At 71.5% G+C, this 17,329-nt stretch carries 18 protein-coding genes; 7 read left to right on the top strand and 11 right to left on the bottom strand.

Annotated elements, in window-relative coordinates:
- Window positions 1–9: 9 nt before the first annotated feature.
- Genes ACWPOB_RS09275 through ssd form a run of 5 tightly spaced genes read right to left on the bottom strand, consistent with a single transcriptional unit; the run spans window position 10 to window position 3,897 of the window.
- Window positions 10–213 (bottom strand): DUF4244 domain-containing protein, encoded by a 204-nt coding sequence (locus tag ACWPOB_RS09275; protein ID WP_100059186.1) that lies wholly within the window; start codon window positions 211–213, stop codon window positions 10–12.
- 42 nt (window positions 214–255) lie between these two features.
- On the bottom strand, window positions 256–894 hold the full coding sequence (locus ACWPOB_RS09270; RefSeq protein ID WP_455400627.1) for a type II secretion system F family protein: 639 nt from the start codon (window positions 892–894) through the stop codon (window positions 256–258).
- Window positions 858–1,658: a type II secretion system F family protein gene (locus ACWPOB_RS09265; RefSeq protein WP_455400617.1), complete on the bottom strand. Its 801-nt coding sequence runs from the start codon at window positions 1,656–1,658 to the stop codon at window positions 858–860. Before ACWPOB_RS09265 ends, ACWPOB_RS09270 begins: the two co-directional genes overlap by 37 nt.
- A complete protein-coding gene (locus tag ACWPOB_RS09260; RefSeq protein ID WP_455400616.1) occupies window positions 1,655–2,827 on the bottom strand; it encodes a TadA family conjugal transfer-associated ATPase in 1,173 nt (390 codons plus the stop codon). Before ACWPOB_RS09260 ends, ACWPOB_RS09265 begins: the two co-directional genes overlap by 4 nt.
- On the bottom strand, window positions 2,824–3,897 hold the full coding sequence (gene ssd, locus ACWPOB_RS09255; RefSeq protein ID WP_455400615.1) for a septum site-determining protein Ssd: 1,074 nt from the start codon (window positions 3,895–3,897) through the stop codon (window positions 2,824–2,826). The genes ACWPOB_RS09260 and ssd overlap by 4 nt, the downstream gene beginning before the upstream one ends.
- 378 nt (window positions 3,898–4,275) lie before the next feature.
- Here ssd and ACWPOB_RS09250 point away from each other — a divergent pair, with 378 nt between their 5' ends.
- Window positions 4,276–5,118 (top strand): HAD-IB family hydrolase, encoded by an 843-nt coding sequence (locus ACWPOB_RS09250; protein ID WP_455400614.1) that lies wholly within the window; start codon window positions 4,276–4,278, stop codon window positions 5,116–5,118.
- A 409-nt stretch (window positions 5,119–5,527) separates the two neighbouring features.
- Here the strand turns inward: ACWPOB_RS09250 and ACWPOB_RS09245 are convergent, their stop codons facing one another.
- Window positions 5,528–6,280: an oxidoreductase gene (locus ACWPOB_RS09245; RefSeq protein WP_455400613.1), complete on the bottom strand. Its 753-nt coding sequence runs from the start codon at window positions 6,278–6,280 to the stop codon at window positions 5,528–5,530.
- A 204-nt stretch (window positions 6,281–6,484) separates the two neighbouring features.
- On the opposite strand from ACWPOB_RS09245, the gene acs reads away from it, so the two are divergent.
- Entirely contained in the window at window positions 6,485–8,422 is a 1,938-nt protein-coding gene (acs, locus tag ACWPOB_RS09240) for an acetate--CoA ligase (RefSeq protein ID WP_455400612.1), read from the top strand.
- Between the two features lie 71 nt (window positions 8,423–8,493).
- Here the strand turns inward: acs and ACWPOB_RS09235 are convergent, their stop codons facing one another.
- Window positions 8,494–9,867 (bottom strand): MFS transporter, encoded by a 1,374-nt coding sequence (locus tag ACWPOB_RS09235; protein WP_455400611.1) that lies wholly within the window; start codon window positions 9,865–9,867, stop codon window positions 8,494–8,496.
- A 196-nt stretch (window positions 9,868–10,063) separates the two neighbouring features.
- Here ACWPOB_RS09235 and nhaA point away from each other — a divergent pair, with 196 nt between their 5' ends.
- The 3 genes from nhaA to ACWPOB_RS09220 are packed head-to-tail and all read left to right on the top strand — an operon-like array spanning window position 10,064 to window position 12,731.
- Window positions 10,064–11,281: a Na+/H+ antiporter NhaA gene (nhaA, locus tag ACWPOB_RS09230; RefSeq protein ID WP_455400610.1), complete on the top strand. Its 1,218-nt coding sequence runs from the start codon at window positions 10,064–10,066 to the stop codon at window positions 11,279–11,281.
- On the top strand, window positions 11,278–11,778 hold the full coding sequence (locus ACWPOB_RS09225; RefSeq protein WP_006945547.1) for a phage holin family protein: 501 nt from the start codon (window positions 11,278–11,280) through the stop codon (window positions 11,776–11,778). Before nhaA ends, ACWPOB_RS09225 begins: the two co-directional genes overlap by 4 nt.
- A gap of 8 nt (window positions 11,779–11,786) precedes the next feature.
- Window positions 11,787–12,731 (top strand): alpha/beta fold hydrolase, encoded by a 945-nt coding sequence (locus ACWPOB_RS09220; RefSeq protein WP_455400609.1) that lies wholly within the window; start codon window positions 11,787–11,789, stop codon window positions 12,729–12,731.
- Window positions 12,732–12,743: 12 nt separating this feature from the next.
- Here ACWPOB_RS09220 and ACWPOB_RS09215 read toward each other — a convergent pair whose 3' ends face one another.
- Genes ACWPOB_RS09215 through nth form a run of 4 tightly spaced genes read right to left on the bottom strand, consistent with a single transcriptional unit; the run spans window position 12,744 to window position 16,093 of the window.
- The gene (locus ACWPOB_RS09215) at window positions 12,744–13,934 is read right to left on the bottom strand and encodes a MarP family serine protease (protein ID WP_100057385.1); all 1,191 of its coding nucleotides are present in this window, start codon (window positions 13,932–13,934) and stop codon (window positions 12,744–12,746) included.
- Window positions 13,931–14,629, bottom strand: a complete 699-nt coding sequence (locus tag ACWPOB_RS09210; RefSeq protein WP_100057384.1) for an NUDIX hydrolase — start codon at window positions 14,627–14,629, stop codon at window positions 13,931–13,933. Before ACWPOB_RS09210 ends, ACWPOB_RS09215 begins: the two co-directional genes overlap by 4 nt.
- Window positions 14,626–15,261: a TlpA family protein disulfide reductase gene (locus ACWPOB_RS09205; RefSeq protein ID WP_455400626.1), complete on the bottom strand. Its 636-nt coding sequence runs from the start codon at window positions 15,259–15,261 to the stop codon at window positions 14,626–14,628. The genes ACWPOB_RS09210 and ACWPOB_RS09205 overlap by 4 nt, the downstream gene beginning before the upstream one ends.
- A gap of 37 nt (window positions 15,262–15,298) precedes the next feature.
- Window positions 15,299–16,093 (bottom strand): endonuclease III, encoded by a 795-nt coding sequence (gene nth / locus ACWPOB_RS09200; protein WP_165038364.1) that lies wholly within the window; start codon window positions 16,091–16,093, stop codon window positions 15,299–15,301.
- 72 nt (window positions 16,094–16,165) lie between these two features.
- Here nth and ACWPOB_RS09195 point away from each other — a divergent pair, with 72 nt between their 5' ends.
- Window positions 16,166–16,435 (top strand): hypothetical protein, encoded by a 270-nt coding sequence (locus ACWPOB_RS09195; protein ID WP_029547213.1) that lies wholly within the window; start codon window positions 16,166–16,168, stop codon window positions 16,433–16,435.
- Between the two features lie 198 nt (window positions 16,436–16,633).
- Window positions 16,634–17,308, top strand: a complete 675-nt coding sequence (locus ACWPOB_RS09190) for a Crp/Fnr family transcriptional regulator (protein ID WP_003935274.1) — start codon at window positions 16,634–16,636, stop codon at window positions 17,306–17,308.
- The last annotated feature ends 21 nt before the right edge of the window (window positions 17,309–17,329 follow it).

The raw sequence follows: 17,329 nt of genomic DNA, 5'->3' as shown, positions 1-17,329 counted from the left end.
CGTCCCCGCTCACACCGCCGTGTTCAGCGCGCGCTCGACGATGCCGGTGAGCGCGGTGACGATGTTGTCGCCGGTGACCACCGTGTACAGCACGGCACCGAACGCCGCCGCGGCGATCGTGCCGATCGCGTACTCCGCGGTGGACATGCCGTCCTCCGCCGCGACGGCATCGCTCAGCCGCTGCGCCGTCGCCCGAATCCCGTTGCCTACCATGGTTCCTCCCCTCCTTCGGCGCGGACCGTCCGCGCCGACGTCTCACAACAGCCCGTCGCCGAGCACGCGTCCCGCGAGCCCGATCACGACGGGCACGATGCCCAGGCACACGAACGCCGGCAGGAAACACAGCCCGAGCGGGCCGCTGACCAGAACCCCGGCGCGCTCGACGGCCGCAGCCGCCCGGTCCTCCGCCTGTTCGCGCTGTCGCTCCGCCACCTCGGCGACGATGCCCGACAGCGGGGCACCGGACCGTGCCGATCTCCGCGCCGCGCGGGCGAAGGCCTCCAGCGCCTCCGTCTCGGCGCCGGAGCCGTCCGACGTCGCGTCGCCGAGACCGCTCCACGCGTCCGTCGGGGCGGCCCCGAGCTCGAGACGGTCCGCGCCCCGACGCAGGGCCCGTGCGAGGGCCGGCGGCGCCGAGTCGGCGACCGCCCGGGCCGCCGTCGCCGTCGGCAGACCGGCACGCAGGCAGGCGGCCATCAGGTCGAACGCGGCGGGCACGGCATGCGGGTCGTCCGGCGCACCGCCGGAGTCGGCCGCTCCGCCGGACGTCGCGGCCCCGGCGGCGAGGGCCTGCAACCGTCGCGCCTGCAGATCCGGCAGGATCACGAGCGCCACGGCAAGGCACACCAGCGACGCCGTCACGACGCCACCCGAGTCGCGATCCGATCGGTCCACAGCAGCCCGACGCACGCCAACACGGTGCCCACCACCAGCAACACACCACCGAGACCGTCGCCGAGCAGCACCGTCACCGGCGCGGCCCCCATCATCTGCCCCAGCGCCACACCGAGCGCCGGAAGGGCCGCAAGCACCGTCGCCGTCGCGCGGGCCCCCGCCAGTCCCGCCTCGGTGCGCGAGCGCAGGCGCATGCGGCCGGACAGATCCGAGCGCGCGGCCGCGAGGAGTTGCGCCAGCGCCAACCCGTGCCGGTCCGACACCTCCCAGGCCGCGGCAAGCCGATCGAGCGACGCGGCGATCCCCGACTGTCCCGGCGCGCGGGCCGCGGCGCGCAGGCCGTCGGCTGCGCTGCCGCCGAGCCGGACCCGCGCCGCCGCGACGCGGAAGGCGTCGGCAGTCGGCCCGGTCGTCTCCCGCGCCGCCGTCGCGCACGCCTCGGCCGGGTGGGTGCCCACCTCGAGCTCGGCGACAACGGTTTCGAGCGCGGCGAGCAGGGTCCGCTGCTCGGCGTCGAGCGCGCGGTCCCGGCGCCGTCGCCGCAGCCGTCGCACGGTGGTGCCGGCGACGACCGCCGCCGCGACGGCGGGCGCGACTCCGAGCAGCAGCACCGGGAGGACGCACAGCCCGACCGTCACCTCCTGCGGCGGCCGCCACGACCGTCCGGCGGCGACCGTCGTGCGCAGCGCCCGCAGCCGCGGCGTGGCGACCGCACCCGGCGCCACCAGCACGGCCGCGGCCAGGCACAGGGCCGCCGCGGTCACCGCGGTTCCCGTCGACGGAAGAGCTGTTCGAGTCGGTCCATGCCGGCCTCCGTGCCGCGCTCGTGGGTCCACGCGGGCGCGACAACGACACCCGACACGGTGTCCCGCTGCACGACGCCGATCTCCGTCAGCCGGCGGGTCCCGTCGGGGGTGCGGTGCACGTGCAGAACCACCTGCACCGCCGCGACGAGCTGGCTGTGCAGGGCGGCCCGGTCCAGGCCGCCGAGGGCGGCGAGCGCTTCGAGCCGCGCCGGCACCTCGTCCGGCGAGTTGGCGTGCACCGTGCCCGCGCCGCCGTCGTGACCGGTGTTCAGTGCCGTCAGAAGATCGACGACCTCGGCGCCGCGCACCTCGCCGACGACGATGCGGTCGGGCCGCATCCGCAGCGCCTGCCGCACGAGGTCGCGCACCGCGACCTCACCGACGCCTTCGACGTTGGCGGCGCGGGCGACGAGCCGCACGACGTGGGGGTGGGCGGGAGCGAGCTCGGCGGCGTCCTCGACGCACACGATCCGCTCGCCCGGGTCCACCGTGCCGAGCAGTGCCGCGAGCAGGGTGGTCTTGCCTGCCCCCGTGCCCCCGACGACGAGGAAGGCGAGCCGGGCGGCGACGATCCGCCGCAGCAGCCGATAGGCGTGCGGATCGACGGCGCCGCGATCACGCAGCGCGTCGAGCCCCTGGGTGGCGGGCCGCAGCACGCGCAGCGACAGGCAGGTGCCGCCCTGCGCGACGGGCGCGAGGACGGCGTGCAGGCGCACACCGAAATCGCCGTGCCCGGGTAGCCGGCCGTCGACCCACGGCTGCGCGTCGTCGAGTCGCCGTCCGGCGAACAGCGCGAGGCGCTGGGCGAGTCGCCGCACCGACGCCTCGTCCGGGAAGACGACGGGGGCGAGCCGCAGCCCGGCGCCGCGGTCGACCCAGACCCGGTCCGGGGCGGTGACGAGGACGTCGGTGACGCCGGGCTCGGCGAGCAGCGCTTCGAGCGGGCCGGCGCCGGAGAGCTCGGTCTGCAGGTGCCGCAGGGCCGTGAGCAGGTCGAAGTCGCCGAGAACCCCGCCGGATTCCGCACGCAGCGCGGCGGCGACGCGGTCCGGCGTGGGTTCGCCGGCCTCGGTCGCGAGCCGTTCGCGGACCCGGTCGAGCAGCTCGGCGGTGAGGACGGCGCTCATGCCGCCCACCGCGAGCCCGGCTCGGGTCCGGTCAGCACGTCGAGGACGGACTCGGCGGCGTGGACGAGTGGAGAGCGCCGTCCGAGCCGCAGTCCGCCGCGTTCGAGCGCCGCGGCGAGCCCGGGCTGCGCGCGCATCGTGGTGATCAGCGGCAGCCCCACCACGTCGGCAACGTCCCGGCCGCGCAACCCGCCGGGGGCCGGGCCGCGCACGACGATGCCCTGATTGGTGTTCTGTTCGGCGACCCAGCCGGCGACCCGCCCCGCGGCGAGGGCGGCGCGCACGCGGGCGGGCACCACCAGCACGGTCAGGTCGGCGGCCGCCACCATCGCCTCGGCGGCGGGCCCGCGACTGCGGGGCACGTCGCACACCACCAGGTCGCCGGAGCGGCGGACGGTGTCGAGCACGGCGGTGACCGCGGCGGGTGCCGGCTCGGACGTGGACTCGCGATCTGCGGACAGCACGCCGAGTCCCGGCAGCCATTCGGGCACCGCATCGCGCAGGGTCCGGGCGGAGAGCCGGCCACGATCGACGGTGAGACCGGGCCAGCGGACACCCGGCCGGTCCTCGATTCCGGTGAGGACGTCCAGTCCCCCGCCCAGGGGGTCGCCGTCGACGAGGAGGGCTCCCGCACTGCGCCGGAAGGCGGCGACCGTCCATGCCAGGGCGGCTGCGAACGTGGACGCGCCGGCGCCGCCGCAGCCGCCGAGGACAGCGACGACGTGGCCGCCGCCCGCGTCGGGCTCGGCGGCCGCGCCGAGCACGGTGAGCAGTTCGACCTCGTCGTCGGGCAGCCCCACCACGTGTTCGGCGCCGACCGCGGTGGCCGCCTGCCAATCGGGGAGGTCGGCGCCGCCGACGGTGACCAGGACGATTCCGCCTCGCCGGGGGAGCTGCTGCGCGCATGCCAGGGCCGCGGTGCGGTCGATCACGACGAGTCCGGCGTCGAGCCAGGTTCTGCGCGGCGGTGGCGTCGCCGTCTCACCGACGGTGCGGTCGGAAGCGGCCGCCACGCGACGCAGGCTCGCCATCAGCGCGGGATCGTCGACGAGGGCCAAGACGTCGGTCATGGTGCCCAGCCTGCGCGGCGGCCGGGCGCCCCGGAAGCGGGTAGCGGGGGGAACCGGCGAATCTGTGGATGAACGCGCTGCCTGTGGATGAACGCGCCCGGCTCCGAAAGGTCCCGGAACAGAGGACGACCCTCGCCAGGGGGGGAGGAGGCGAGGGTCGTCATGTTCAGCCCCGGGGGGTCGGGCTGAACACCCCCTGGACTATGTCCAGGTGTCGTCGATACTACGCCCCGACCCGATATTTGCAAGTTCAACCGTCGCGCGTTTCACGCAGTGTGCAGGTTCAACCGTCGCGCGTTTCACGCAGGTGGAGGGGCCGGACGACCGGCCGGAGCGCAGGGCGTACCGGGAAGGAGCAGTCACACCTATTGTGGTGCCGTGACCGACGCGACCGTGGCCCCGACCCAGTCCGGCCGAATCGCCGCCTTCTTCGACCTCGACAAGACCGTCATCGCGAAGTCCAGCGCGCTCGCCTTCAGCAAGCCGTTCTTCGCCCAGGGGCTCCTCAACCGGCGGGCGGTGCTGAAGAGCAGTTACGCCCAGTTCCTGTTCATGCTCTCCGGGGCCGACCACGATCAGGTGGAGCGCATGCGGGCCCACATCGCGGCGATGTGCATGGGCTGGGATGTCGAGCAGATCAAGTCGATCGTCGCCGAGACGCTGCACGACATCGTGGATCCCCTGGTCTTCGCCGAGGCCGCCGATCTCATCGCGGACCACAAGCTCCGCGGGCACGACGTGATCATCGTGTCTGCGTCCGGGGAGGAGGTGGTCACTCCCATCGCAGCGGCACTGGGGGCGACGCACAGCACCGCCAGCCGGATGCGGATCGAGGACGGCCGCTACGCCGGGGAGCTGGAGTTCTACTGCTACGGCGAGGCCAAGGCGGAGGCGATACAGGCGCTGGCGCTACAGTACGGTTACGATCTCGCGCGCTGCTACGCGTACTCGGACTCGTCGACGGACATTCCGATGCTGCGGGCCGTGGGCCATCCGCGCGCGGTGAATCCGGATCGGGTACTGCGTCGAGAATCTCTCGAAAACGGTTGGCCGATACTTACTTTCACTCGTCCTGTGCCGCTCCTGCACCGACTCACCGCGACGCCGCCGGCCGCCGTCGCCGCGACGGCCGCGATCACGGCGGGCGCGGTGGCGGCGGGCGCGGCGACGTACCTCGCGCTGCGCCGACGGCACCGGCCGGGGTTCGCGGCGCGCGGGTGACGGTCCCGAAAATGGGTCTTGCCCCCCTCGGAGACCGGGAGTAGAAAGGAGTTACGGAAGGACGGAAGGCCAAGAGCGAATCGGAAGAGAAGGTTCGATCTCCCGACCGGAATTCCCAGCACGGACACCGAGCACCCACGCGGAGCCGATGCCACTATAAGGGCAGAAGTGTTGTGGGCTTGCGAGATTCGGGTCTTCGAAGGCGAACACCCCGCACCCGTTGCGAGGACGAACCAGCGATATCCGAACCCTCGCCGAGGCCAGTGACACACAACCCATGCAGCACGCTTGGTAACTCGGCAGTCCGTGCCGGCGGGCGACGCCACCGAAGTCATTCGGCGACGTCGCCCGCTTACATGTGGTCACCTGCACGAAAATCGGTGACAGGCAAGACGATTCACTCTCCGGATTATCCTCCGGCGAAGGCGTCCGCGATTGATGTCGCCTCGCGCGCGCCCGCTTCCAGCCCGCCGCAGCAGAAGACGACCCAGCCCCCGACGCCCTCCGGGGTGCCCGACTCGAAGCCCGCGAGCCCGTCGCGGTAGGCCTGGGCGCGACGCATCCAGCTCACCTCGGGAACGCCGAGATTGTGCACGTCCAGCCCGCTCGCGACCGACACGAGGCGGGACGCCGCCCGGGCGATCACGCCGTCGGCGACACCGAACGGGCGCAGCACCGCCAACTCGCCGTGCACCACCGCGGCCAGCACCGGTGCCGGCGCCCGGGTGCCTCCGGTCACCAACTGGGCGAGGGCGTCGAGCCGCTCCCCCACGCCCGGTTCCGTGCGGGGCCGGCCCAACGCCTCCGCCTCGTCGACAAGGTCGGCCGCCGCGAGCAGGTGCAGGCGCGCAAGGGCCTGCAGGGGCGCGCGCTGCCAGGTGGACACCATGACGGCCAGACCGTCGCCGTCGAGCGCCTGCGCCACCCGCAGCGCACCGGCCAGGATCGGATCACCCGCCTCCCCCGGCGGCGGCAGTTCCATCGATCCGCCGTCGAGCGCGGCGGACGCCCGGGCCGCCCGAACGGACGCCTCGGCGGCGGTGTTCGGCCAGCCGCGCCGGTTCGTCTTGTGCCGGTGCACCTCGGCGAGGGCGTCGCGCGCCCGGTCCGCGGCATCACGCACTCCGGGCAGGTCGAGCAGGGGCTGCAAGGGGTCGGTCACGGCATCCGACGGTACCGGCCGGTGCCGACCGCCCGCGCCTGCGGTTCCACTGGCCGCGGAGTCCGACCGCCCGTCGCGCGGGACCGACCGATTGTCGAAAGTGACCAGGTTGCAGCCGGATGCAACGGTGCGATGTCGATCACAGGTGACTACCCTCACAGATGCCCGAACTGTTTGGACCGACCGGAAAGAGGCCCCGCAACCATGACGAGCGCAGCGCAGGACCACGAACAGCAGGTGTACCCACCGAGCCCCGAGTTCGTCGCCACCGCCAACGCCGGTCCCGAGTTGCAGGCCGCCGCAGACGCCGACCGGCTCGGATTCTGGGCGACGCAGGCGCAGCGGCTGGACTGGGCCACCGAGTGGTCCGAGGTGCTGGACTGGTCCGACGCGCCGGTGGCGAAGTGGTTCGTCGGCGGCTCGCTCAACGTCGCGTACAACTGCGTCGACCGGCACGTCCTCGCCGGCAACGGCGACCGCGTCGCCATCCACTTCGAGGGCGAGCCCGGCGATTCGCGCGCGCTGACCTACAACGACCTGCTCGCCGAGGTGTGCAAGGCGGCGAACACCTTCACCGAACTGGGCCTGGTGGCCGGCGACCGGGTGGCGATCTACATGCCGATGATCCCCGAGGCGATCGTGGCGATGCTGGCCTGCGCCCGCCTCGGCCTGACCCACTCGGTGGTCTTCGCCGGGTTCTCCTCGCACGCGCTGCGCTCGCGCATCGACGACGCGCAGGCCAAACTCGTCGTCACCGTCGACGGGCAGTGGCGCCGTGGCCAGGCCGCCCCGCTCAAGCCGGCCGCCGACGAGGCTGTCGCCGATGCGGCGTCGGTGCAGCACGTGCTGGTGGTCAAGCGCACCGGCATCGACGTCGAGTGGACCGAGGGACGCGACCTGTGGTGGCACGAGACGGTGGACAAGGCCTCCGCCGAGCACGAGGCGCAGCCGTTCGACGCCGAGCACCCGCTGTTCATCCTCTACACCTCGGGCACCACCGGTAAGCCCAAGGGCATCATCCACACCTCGGGTGGCTACCTGACGCAGGCCTCGTACACCCACCACTACGTGTTCGACCACAAGCCGGGGAAGGACGTGTACTGGTGCACCGCCGACATCGGCTGGGTCACCGGGCACAGCTACATCGTGTACGGGCCGCTGAGCAACGGCGCGACCCAGGTCGTCTACGAGGGCACCCCGAACTCGCCGAACGAGCACCGGCACTTCGAGATCATCGAAAAGTACGGGGTGAGCATCTACTACACCGCCCCGACCCTGATCCGCACCTTCATGAAGTGGGGCCGGGACATCCCCGACGCGCACGACCTGTCCTCGATCCGGCTGCTCGGTTCGGTGGGCGAGCCGATCAACCCCGAGGCGTGGCGCTGGTTCCGGGAGGTCATCGGCGCCGGCGAGGCCCCGATCGTCGACACCTGGTGGCAGACCGAGACCGGCGCGATCATGATCTCGCCGCTGCCGGGCATCACCGCCACCAAGCCGGGTTCGGCGATGGCGCCGCTGCCCGGCATCTCCGCCAAGATCGTCGACGACAACGCCAAGCCGCTGGGGGCCGGCGGCAACGGCTACCTGGTGCTCGATCAGCCGTGGCCGTCGATGCTGCGGGGCATCTGGGGCGACATGGACCGCTACAAGGACACCTACTGGTCCCGGTACGCCGAGGAGGGCTGGTACTTCGCCGGCGACGGCGCGCGCTACGACGAGGACGGCGCCCTGTGGGTCCTCGGCCGCGTCGACGACGTCATGAACGTCTCCGGACACCGGATCTCGACCTCCGAGGTCGAATCCGCCCTCGTCGGGCACCCGGCCGTCGCCGAGGCCGCCGTCGTCGGTGCCGCCGACGAGACCACCGGCCAGGGCATCGTCGCGTTCGTCATCCTGCGCGAGGGCGTGGAGAACACCGGCGATCAGCTCATCACCGAACTGCGCAACCAGGTCTCCACCGAGATCTCCCCGATCGCCAAGCCCCGGCAGATCTCGATCGTGCCGGAACTGCCCAAGACCCGCTCCGGCAAGATCATGCGCCGCCTGCTGCGCGACGTCGCCGAGGGCCGCGAACTCGGCGACACCTCCACCCTGGTCGACCCGAAGGTGTTCGAGGCGATCCGCGCTCAGGGCAAGTAGGCAGCGGAGCTGCCGGTGCGTCCTTTGGGTTGTCGTAGCCGCCTGAAGGACGCACCGGCCGCGAAGCGGCCCTATACCTCCTCGAGGTGGCGGTCCTTGGTCTCGTGCATCACGAGCAGCGCGACGAAGGTGAGCGCAGCGGCCACCAGCAGGTACACACCCACCCAGCCGACGCCGTAGGTGGTGGCGAGCCACGTCGCGATGAACGGGGCGACGGCCGCGCCGAGGATGCTCGAGACGTTGTAGGCAATGCCCGAACCGGTGTAGCGCACGTTGGTCGGGAACAGTTCGGGCAGCACGGCGCTCATGGGGCCGAAGGTGAAGCCCATCAGGATCATGCCGATGATCAGGAACAGGAGCATGCGCGGTTCGCTCATGCCCTCCGGGGCGAGCAGGATCCCGAAGGTCAGGCCGAACACCATGATGACTCCGGTGATGACCAGCAGCGTGATGCGGCGGCCGTGGCGATCGGCGAGACGACCGGACACCGGGATCGCGGCCGCGAAGAACAGCACGGCGACGAGTTGGAGCACCAGGAAGTCCGAGTACTGGAAGCCGGCGCCGGTGCCGCCCTGGGCGGGGGTCTTGCCGGTGCCGTGGCTGAGCACCCAGGTCGTCATGAGGTAGAAGAGGGTGTACGTCGCGAGCATCACGAAAGTGCCGATGATCAGCTGACGCCAGCTCGTCCTGAACACCTCGGCCAGCGGCGTCTTGACCTTCTTGCCCTCGGCGACGGCCCGGGCGAACACCGGGGTCTCCTCCAGCTTGAGCCGCACGTAGAGGCCGATGATCACCATCACGGCGCTGAGCAGGAACGGGATCCGCCAGCCCCACGTCAGGAACGCGCTGCCCAGGTCGGGATCGGCGTTGTCGTGGTTCAGGAACAGCGTGATGATCAGGAACAGGCCGTTGGCCAGGAAGAATCCGATCGGCGCGCCCAACTGGGGCCACATGGCGGCCCAGGCCCGCTTACCCTTCTCGGCGGTCTCGGTGGCCAGCAGCGCCGCGCCGCTCCATTCGCCGCCGAGGCCGAGGCCCTGGCAGAAGCGCATCAGTGCGAGCAGTGCCGGGGCCAGCAGTCCCACCTGGTGGTACGTGGGCAGGATTCCGATGAGGAACGTCGCGATGCCCATCGTCAGCAGCGAGCCGACGAGGGTGGCCTTGCGGCCGATGCGGTCCCCGAAGTGGCCGAACAGGATCGAGCCGACCGGCCGGGCGACGAACGCGAGACCGAACGTCGCGAGCGAGGCGAGCAGGGCGGTGGTGCCGTTGCCCTTCGGGAAGAACAGGTGCGGGAACACCGACACGGCGGCGGTCGCATAGATGTAGAAGTCGTAGAACTCGATCGAGGTGCCGACGGTGCTCGCGACGATGATGCGGCTGCGCGGTACTCCCGCGACCAGCGATCCGTCCCGGCCGGCGGTGTTGTCGAGGGAAGTGCTCACGAAACCAGCTCCAGAGATTCACATGATGGGAATCGATCCCAGTTGCTAGGAAAGTGAACACCTCCTTTCCCAAGCGAATCAAATCGGACATCGGTCGTCCGGGCCGGCGACGGCTACGATTCGTGCCGGGATACGCCGGGAAGCCCGTTCGGCGGCGCTCCCCGCGTACCCCGAATTCGCGGATCGAAAGGCCTTCGTGAACCAGCCACTGCGCTCGGAACTCACCCGATACCTGCGTACCGAGACCGTCGGCGGCGCGATCCTCCTGGCCGCCGCCGCCGTGGCCGTGCTGTGGGTCAACTCCCCGCTCGGACCCGCCTACGAGGCGCTGCGCGACTTCCCCCTCGGGCCGGAATCGCTGCACCTGAACCTCACCGTCGGCACCTGGGCGCAGGACGGCCTGCTCGCCGTGTTCTTCTTCGTCGCCGGACTCGAACTCAAACGCGAGCTGGTGATCGGTGAACTGGCGGACCGTAAGAGAGCCCTGCTGCCGGTCATCGCCGCGTGCGGCGGCGTGCTGCTCCCGGCGCTCATCGCCGCCGCGGTCGGGTGGGGCAGCCCGGGCATGGACCGCGGCTGGGCGATCCCCGTCGCCACCGACATCGCTTTCGCGCTCGGAGTCCTCGCCCTCACCGGTTCCCGCATCCCCACCGGCGCGCGCGTATTCCTGCTCAGTCTCGCCGTCGTCGACGACCTCATCGGCATCGCGCTGATCGCCGTCCTGTTCACCACTTCCATCGCGGCGCTGTGGCTGCTCGGGACCGTCGCATGCGCCGCCGCCTACTGGTACGCCCAGCACAAGCGGATCACGACCTCGTGGCTGTATGTCCCACTGGCGCTGCTCACCTGGTACGGCATGCACGAGGCCGGGATCCACGCCACCATCGCGGGCGTCGTGCTGGGCCTGCTCACCCGCGTCCGCGCCGACCCGGGCGAGCGGCAGGCACCGGCCGAACGGCTCGCCCACGACATCCAGCCCTGGTCCGCCGGCCTGTGCGTGCCCCTGTTCGCGCTGTTCGCCTCCGGCGTCCCCATCAACGGTGAGGTCCTCGGTGACGTGTTCACCAGCCCGGTGGGCCTGTCCGTCCTGCTGGGCCTGCTGATCGGCAAGACCGTCGGCATCTTCGGCGCGTCCTGGCTCGCGATCCGCGTGGGCGTGGCCACCAAGCCGACCGGGCTGGCGTGGCAGGACCTGCTGGCGCTCGCCGTGCTCGGCGGCATCGGATTCACCGTGAGCCTGCTCATCGCCGACCTCTCGCTCGCCGGCATCGACGGCGGGGCACCCGCGGAGATCGCGAAGGCGTCCGTCCTCGTCACGTCACTGATCGCCTCGCTGCTGGGATCGACGCTACTGTTACGGCGTGGGCGAGCCCACCGTAGTCAATACGAACCAACTGGAGGGGTCGACAAGTGAGCGTGACGAACGGGAACCGGAAGCAGGGTGACGGGGTACCGACGAGCATCTCGTCCATTCCGCTGACCGAGGTGCGCGCCCGCACTCCTCAGGAAGCGAGCATCGGGGACCTGGTCCGCGATGCCACGGCGCAGGTCTCGACGCTGTTCCGCGCCGAGGTCGAACTCGCCAAGGCCGAGGTCACCGGGGAGGTGAAGAAGGGCCTGCAGGGCAGCCTGTTCTTCATCCTGGCCTTCGCGGTCCTGGTGTTCAGCTCGTTCTTCTTCTTCTTCTTCCTCGCCGAACTGATCGACATCTGGACGCCCCGCTGGCTGGCGTTCCTGATCGTCTTCCTCATCATGGTCGTGGTCACGGCGATCTTCGCCCTGATCGGCTACCTGCGGGTGCGCAAGCTGCGCGCCCCGGAGAAGACCATCGACTCGCTCAGGCAGGCCCGTACCGTCCTGCCGCAGCAGCACGACGCGGAGCCGGCACCGGGCCCCCGGCACGCGCGCTGACCCTCCACATGCAGGGCACCGTGTCCCTCCCCGACCCGTCCACGGTCCGGTACCCCGGGCCGTGGACGCACCGCGACATCCACGCCAACGGCATCCGCCTGCACGCCGTCGAGGCCGGCCCGTCCGGCCCCGACGCGCCGCTGGCGCTGTTCCTGCACGGGTTCGCCGACCTGTGGTGGTCGTGGCGCCACCAGCTCACCGCCTTCGCGGACGCCGGATACCGCGCCGTCGCCGTGGACCTGCGCGGCTACGGCGACTCCGACAAGCCGCCGCGCGGCTACGACGGCTGGACCCTGTCGGGCGACGTCGCCGGCCTCATCCGCGCCCTCGGCTGCTCCGAGGCGACGCTGATCGGACACGCCGACGGCGGGCTGGTGTGCTGGGCGACGGCCGTGCTGCACCCGCGGCTCGTCCGGGCGATCGCCCTCGTGGACTCGCCGCACCCGATCTCGCTGCGGGACGCGGCGCTGCACGACCGTGCGCAGCGGGCGGCGCTGTTGCCCACGTTCCTCGCCTACCAGGTGCCGTGGCGGCCCGAACGCACGCTCGTGCGCGACGACGGGTGGGAGATCGAACGACTGCTGCAGGCCCGTTCCGGCGCGCGGTGGCAGCAGTCGGACGAATTCCGGGAGGTCGCGGAGCGGATGCGGTCGGCCATCCGGATTCCCGGCACCGCGCACTGCACGCTCGAGTACCAGCGCTGGGCGTTCCGCAGCCAATGGCGGCCGGACGGACGCCGGTTCATGGCCGCGATGGACAAGACGCTGGCCCTGCCGGTCCTGCAACTGCACGGCACGCTGGACCCGTACGTGGTGCCGGCGACCGTGCGCCGGTGCGTACGCCACGCTCCGGGCCGGAAACTGCTCATGATCGACGACGCCGGGCACTACGCCCACCAGGAATGCGCCGACGACGTGACCGCCGCGCTGCTCGACTTCGCCGCCGGACTGTAGGGACGCCCCGGCTCAGGCGATGCACGTACCCGTCGCCACCGCCGCGAAGGAATCGTCGGCCAGTTCCAGCTGACTGCTCACCTCCGCCGCGGTCAGCACGAACCCGGTATCGCTGTTGTCCACGGCCGCGCCGAACACGACGCCGAGCACCCGGCCCTGCTCGTCGACGAGCGGCCCGCCGGAGTTGCCCTGACGGATCGAACCGCGGACGGTGTACACCTCCCGTTCGACGGTGCCGGAGCGGTAGATGTCCGGCCCCTGCAGGTCGAGCGTCTCCCGGATGCGTGCGGCGCTCGCCGTGTACGGGCCCCCGCCGGGATATCCGAGGACGAGGGCGTCCTGGCCCGAATCGGCGGGCGCGGGCGCGAACGCGAGTGGCGCCACGTCGAGTCCCGGCACCGAGAGGATCGCGACGTCGACGGCGGGATCGAACAGCACGACCTCGGCGTCGAGCGCCCCACCGAGCGTCTCCACCGACACCGCCGACGTGCCGGCGACGACATGTGCGTTGGTCATGACGCGTTCGGGCGCGACGACGAACCCGGATCCCTCGAGCGCACGCTGGCAACTCGGCGCGACGCCGTTGATGCGCAGCACACTCGGGTGCAGGTCGAGCGCGACGGGACTGGCGAGCACGCTCGGGTCCGGCGGCTCCACCTCGGTGATGGGCGTGCGGCCGAACGGGCCGATCACCTCCGGCAGGCCCGAGGTGTCGAGCAGCGCCGAGAACTCCTTCGGGACGCCGCGCAGCCAGTCCGGGGCCAGCACGTCGACCGTGGCCAGCACCCGGGAGCCGCGTACGGCGGCCGAGATCTCCGGTTGCGACGACGCGGTGAGCGGAATCGCGAGCAGCCACGCCGCCACCAGCACCGCCACGGCCTGCAGACCGGCCCCGACCACGCTGTCGACGCCCCGCGCGACGGGGCTGTGCATGTTGCTCCGCGCCGCCCGGCCGAGCACCATTCCCGCGACCTCGCCGATGATGACGAGCACGACGATGAGCGCAATCCCGGCGAGGATCCGCATCCGCCCCTCCTCGACGTGCACGAGCACGTGCGGGGCGATGAGGATGCCGGCGACCGCGCCGAGCACCACGCCGAGGAACGCCAGCGCAGACGCCACCGCGCCCTGCCGCAGGCCGGACGACGCGGCCACGAGCACGACCAGCAGGATGAGCAGGTCGATCCATCCGGACGGTGTCACGGTTCGACCACCCCTGTCTCGAGCTCGGCGAGCGTGACCTCGAAGTCACGGATGTCGGTGTGGTCCCACGCGATCTCCCAGCCCGACACCGCGAACAGGCCCGCCAGGATCCCCGCCGTGAACCCCCACACGAGCATGTCGTCCACGAGGAACGCCGGTCCCTGGTAGCCGCGCTCGTGCCGGATCTGGAAGCGGTTGTCCGGATCGAGCAGGTCGTGCAGAGAGACCCGCACCACCCGGACGGCCTCGCGGGGATCGACCACCCCGATGGGGGTGGGCTTCTCCCAGAAGGCGACCACCGGGGTGACGTCGTACCCGGACGGTGGGATGAAGATCTCGGGCAGCACCGTCAGCGGACGGACGCCGGCGGGGTCGAGGCCCGTCTCCTCCTGCGCCTCGCGCAGCGCGGTCGCGATCGGGCCGTCGTCCTCCGGGTCGGCGGCGCCACCCGGGAAGGCGACCTGACCGCTGTGCTGACGCATCGTCGGCGCCCGCTGGGTGAGCAGGACATCCGCGTCGGCGGGCAGACCGCCCCGCGCGAGGGGATCGGGTTCGGACGAGCCACCGAACAGCACGAGCACGGCCGCCGGACGGACCGTGAACCCGTTCGGTGCGCGGCGGTCGAGCACCGGGTTGACCTGGTGCGGATCGCTCGGCGCAACGGTGGACACGCGGCGCAGCCAGTACGGCGTCATACCTTCACCCCCAGATGGTTCTCCACGGCTGCGGCGACCTCGTCGGCGCTGCGGAACGGCTGAGGCAGCACCTTCGCGACGGAACCGTCGGGCCGGATCAGCACCGTCACCGGCAGCACGGGCGGCGATTGCACCGCCGCCTGCACGCGCGCGGACCCGTCCTGCACCCCCGGCAGCCGCACGGCGTACTCGGCGAGCCGGGACAGCGCGTTGGCCTCGTTGGGGTCGGTGTGGACGGTGACGACCGCGACCGCGTCACCGGCACGCTGCGCGTACTCCTGCAGGTAGGGCAGTTCCTCGGCGCACGGCCCGCACCACCAGGCCCACAGGTTCACCAGCGCGGGCCGGTCCGCGAGCGCGGCGGCCAGGTCGACGCTGCTGCCGTCGCCGAGGCACTCGAACCGCAGCCCCGCGAGCGGGCCGGCCCCGTCCCCGGCCCCGTCCCCGGCCGGGGCCGGGCAGGGCTCGAGCGCCGCCGCGGCACGCAGCGGCGCGAGGGATTCGGGGGTGTCCTGGGCGCGACGGTCCACCGGCGCCGCGGTCGGGCGGCCGCCGTCGGCGGCCGACGCCGGGTCGTCGGCGTCGCGGGGCCAGATCGCGACGATCAGGGCCACCACGACGACGAGGGCCACCAGGCTCCAGCGGCCTGCGCGGGTCAGTTGCACCGGGTCACCGTCCGGCCAGTTCGAGCAGGTGCTCGGTCTCCGGTCCCTTCACCAGCGCGGCGGCGGTCACGGGGTCGGTGGGTCCGGTGCCGTAGGACGGGCAGTCCTTGGCCAGCACGCAGATGCCGCAGGCGGGTTTGCGGGCGTGGCAGACGCGCCGGCCGTGGAAGATCACCCGGTGCGAGAGCAGGGTCCATTCCTTGCGGTCGACGAGCGCGCCGACGGCGTGTTCGATCTTGACGGGGTCGGTTTCCTCGGTCCACTTCCAGCGGTGCACGAGACGCTGGAAGTGGGTGTCGACGGTGATGCCGGGGATGTCGAACGCGTTGCCGAGGACCACGTTGGCGGTCTTGCGGCCGAATCCGGGAAGTGTGACGAGATCCTCAAGGCGGCGCGGCACCTCGCCGTCGAACCGCTCGAGCAGGGCCTGTCCGAGGCCGATCAGGGAGTTGGCCTTGTTGCGGTAGAAACCGGTGGGCCGGATGTACTCCTCGAGCTCGGCCCGGTCGGCCTCCGCGTAGGCGCGGGCGTCCGGGTAGCGGGCGAACAGGGCCGGGGTGACCTGGTTGACCCGCACGTCGGTGCACTGCGCGGAGAGGATCGTAGCGACCGCCAACTCGAGCGGCGTGGTGAAGTCGAGTTCGCAGTACACGTGGGGGAACGCCTCGGCGAGCCGCCGGTTCATGCGGCGTGCCCGCCGCACCAGGGCGAGCCGGCTCTCGGGTTTCCGCTCGCCTCCGGACACGCGTCGTCGGCGCACGTCGGGACTCTCGGACGGGGTCGCATGCACCTGCTCCACTGTACGTACCCGGCCGGTCGCGGATTCGGCGCTGTGTCGCTTCTGAGACCTTTCTTGTGTTTACTTCCCGGTATGCAAGCTCTTGCTGTCGTGCTCTTCCCCGTGCTGCTCATGCTGTTCGCATTGGCGATGGAGCGGGTCGAGTCCCGGCTGAGCCGTCTGTCCGTTCGCCAGCAGGAGGTCGAGGAGTTCCTCGACAAGGCGAGCCACGACGACGTCGCCACCCTGGCCAGGGAGGGATTCCCCCACGCTCTCGCCCGGTTCCACCGCCGTCGGCGGCGGGTCCTCGTCATGGAGCTCGACGATGCGGAGTCCGACATGGGAGCGCGCCGCGCGAGCTGATTTCGGGACGCATCGGTAGGATGCGTGGGCGTTGCTGCAGGAACGGCACGACAGCTGTCGTGGTGTCAATCACTCATGCCGAGTGCGCGCACAGTAGACTTCGTTTCCGTACGCGTTGCAGGTGGCCTGTCCGGGCGCCCGTGGACGTCGTGCAGACCCGGCAGCATGACGACGAGAATATTCCCCAAAGGAGCGCACGTGGACGACGTCCTGGCCAGAGCAGGCATCTTCCAAGGAGTCGAACCCTCGGCGGTTGCGGCGCTGGTCAAAGAGCTTCAGCCGGTCGATTTCCCCCGCGGACATGTCATCTTCAACGAGGGTGAGCCGGGCGACCGCCTGTACATCATCGTCTCCGGCAAGGTGAAGCTCGGCCGCCGCTCGCCGGACGGCCGCGAGAACCTGCTGACCATCATGGGCCCGTCCGACATGTTCGGTGAGCTGTCGATCTTCGACCCGGGCCCGCGCACCTCCACCGCCACGACCGTGACCGAGGTCCGCGCCGTGAGCATGGACCGCGACGCCCTCAAGGCCTGGATCGACCAGCGCCCGGAGATCGCGGAGCAGCTGCTGCGCGTGCTCGCGCGCCGTCTGCGCCGCACCAACAACAACCTGGCCGACCTGATCTTCACCGACGTGCCCGGTCGCGTCGCGAAGGCTCTGCTGCAGCTCGCGCAGCGGTTCGGCACCCAGGAGGCGGGCGCGCTGCGCGTCACGCACGACCTGACCCAGGAGGAGATCGCACAGCTCGTCGGCGCCTCCCGCGAAACCGTGAACAAGGCGCTCGCCGACTTCGCCCACCGCGGCTGGCTGCGGCTCGAGGGCAAGAGCGTGCTCATCTCCGACTCGGAGCGCCTCGCCCGCCGCGCGCGGTAACACCCGTTCCCACGAATCGAG

It is taken from the genome of Rhodococcus sp. 2H158, assembly GCF_053764755.1.
Note: the sequence above shows the minus strand (reverse complement) of the source record. Positions and strands in the feature narration are given on the sequence as shown.

Excerpts from the sequence above, each read along its gene's own strand:
- ACWPOB_RS09260 (WP_455400616.1), bottom strand. The coding sequence starts at position 2,827 with ATGAGCGCCGTCCTCACCGCCGAGCTGCTCGACCGGGTCCGCGAACGG.
- ssd (WP_455400615.1), bottom strand. The coding sequence starts at position 3,897 with ATGACCGACGTCTTGGCCCTCGTCGACGATCCCGCGCTGATGGCGAGC.
- ACWPOB_RS09275 (WP_100059186.1), bottom strand. The coding sequence starts at position 213 with ATGGTAGGCAACGGGATTCGGGCGACGGCGCAGCGGCTGAGCGATGCC.
- acs (WP_455400612.1), top strand. The coding sequence starts at position 6,485 with ATGACGAGCGCAGCGCAGGACCACGAACAGCAGGTGTACCCACCGAGC.
- ACWPOB_RS09210 (WP_100057384.1), bottom strand. The coding sequence starts at position 14,629 with ATGACGCCGTACTGGCTGCGCCGCGTGTCCACCGTTGCGCCGAGCGAT.
- ACWPOB_RS09220 (WP_455400609.1), top strand. The coding sequence starts at position 11,787 with ATGCAGGGCACCGTGTCCCTCCCCGACCCGTCCACGGTCCGGTACCCC.
- ACWPOB_RS09195 (WP_029547213.1), top strand. The coding sequence starts at position 16,166 with ATGCAAGCTCTTGCTGTCGTGCTCTTCCCCGTGCTGCTCATGCTGTTC.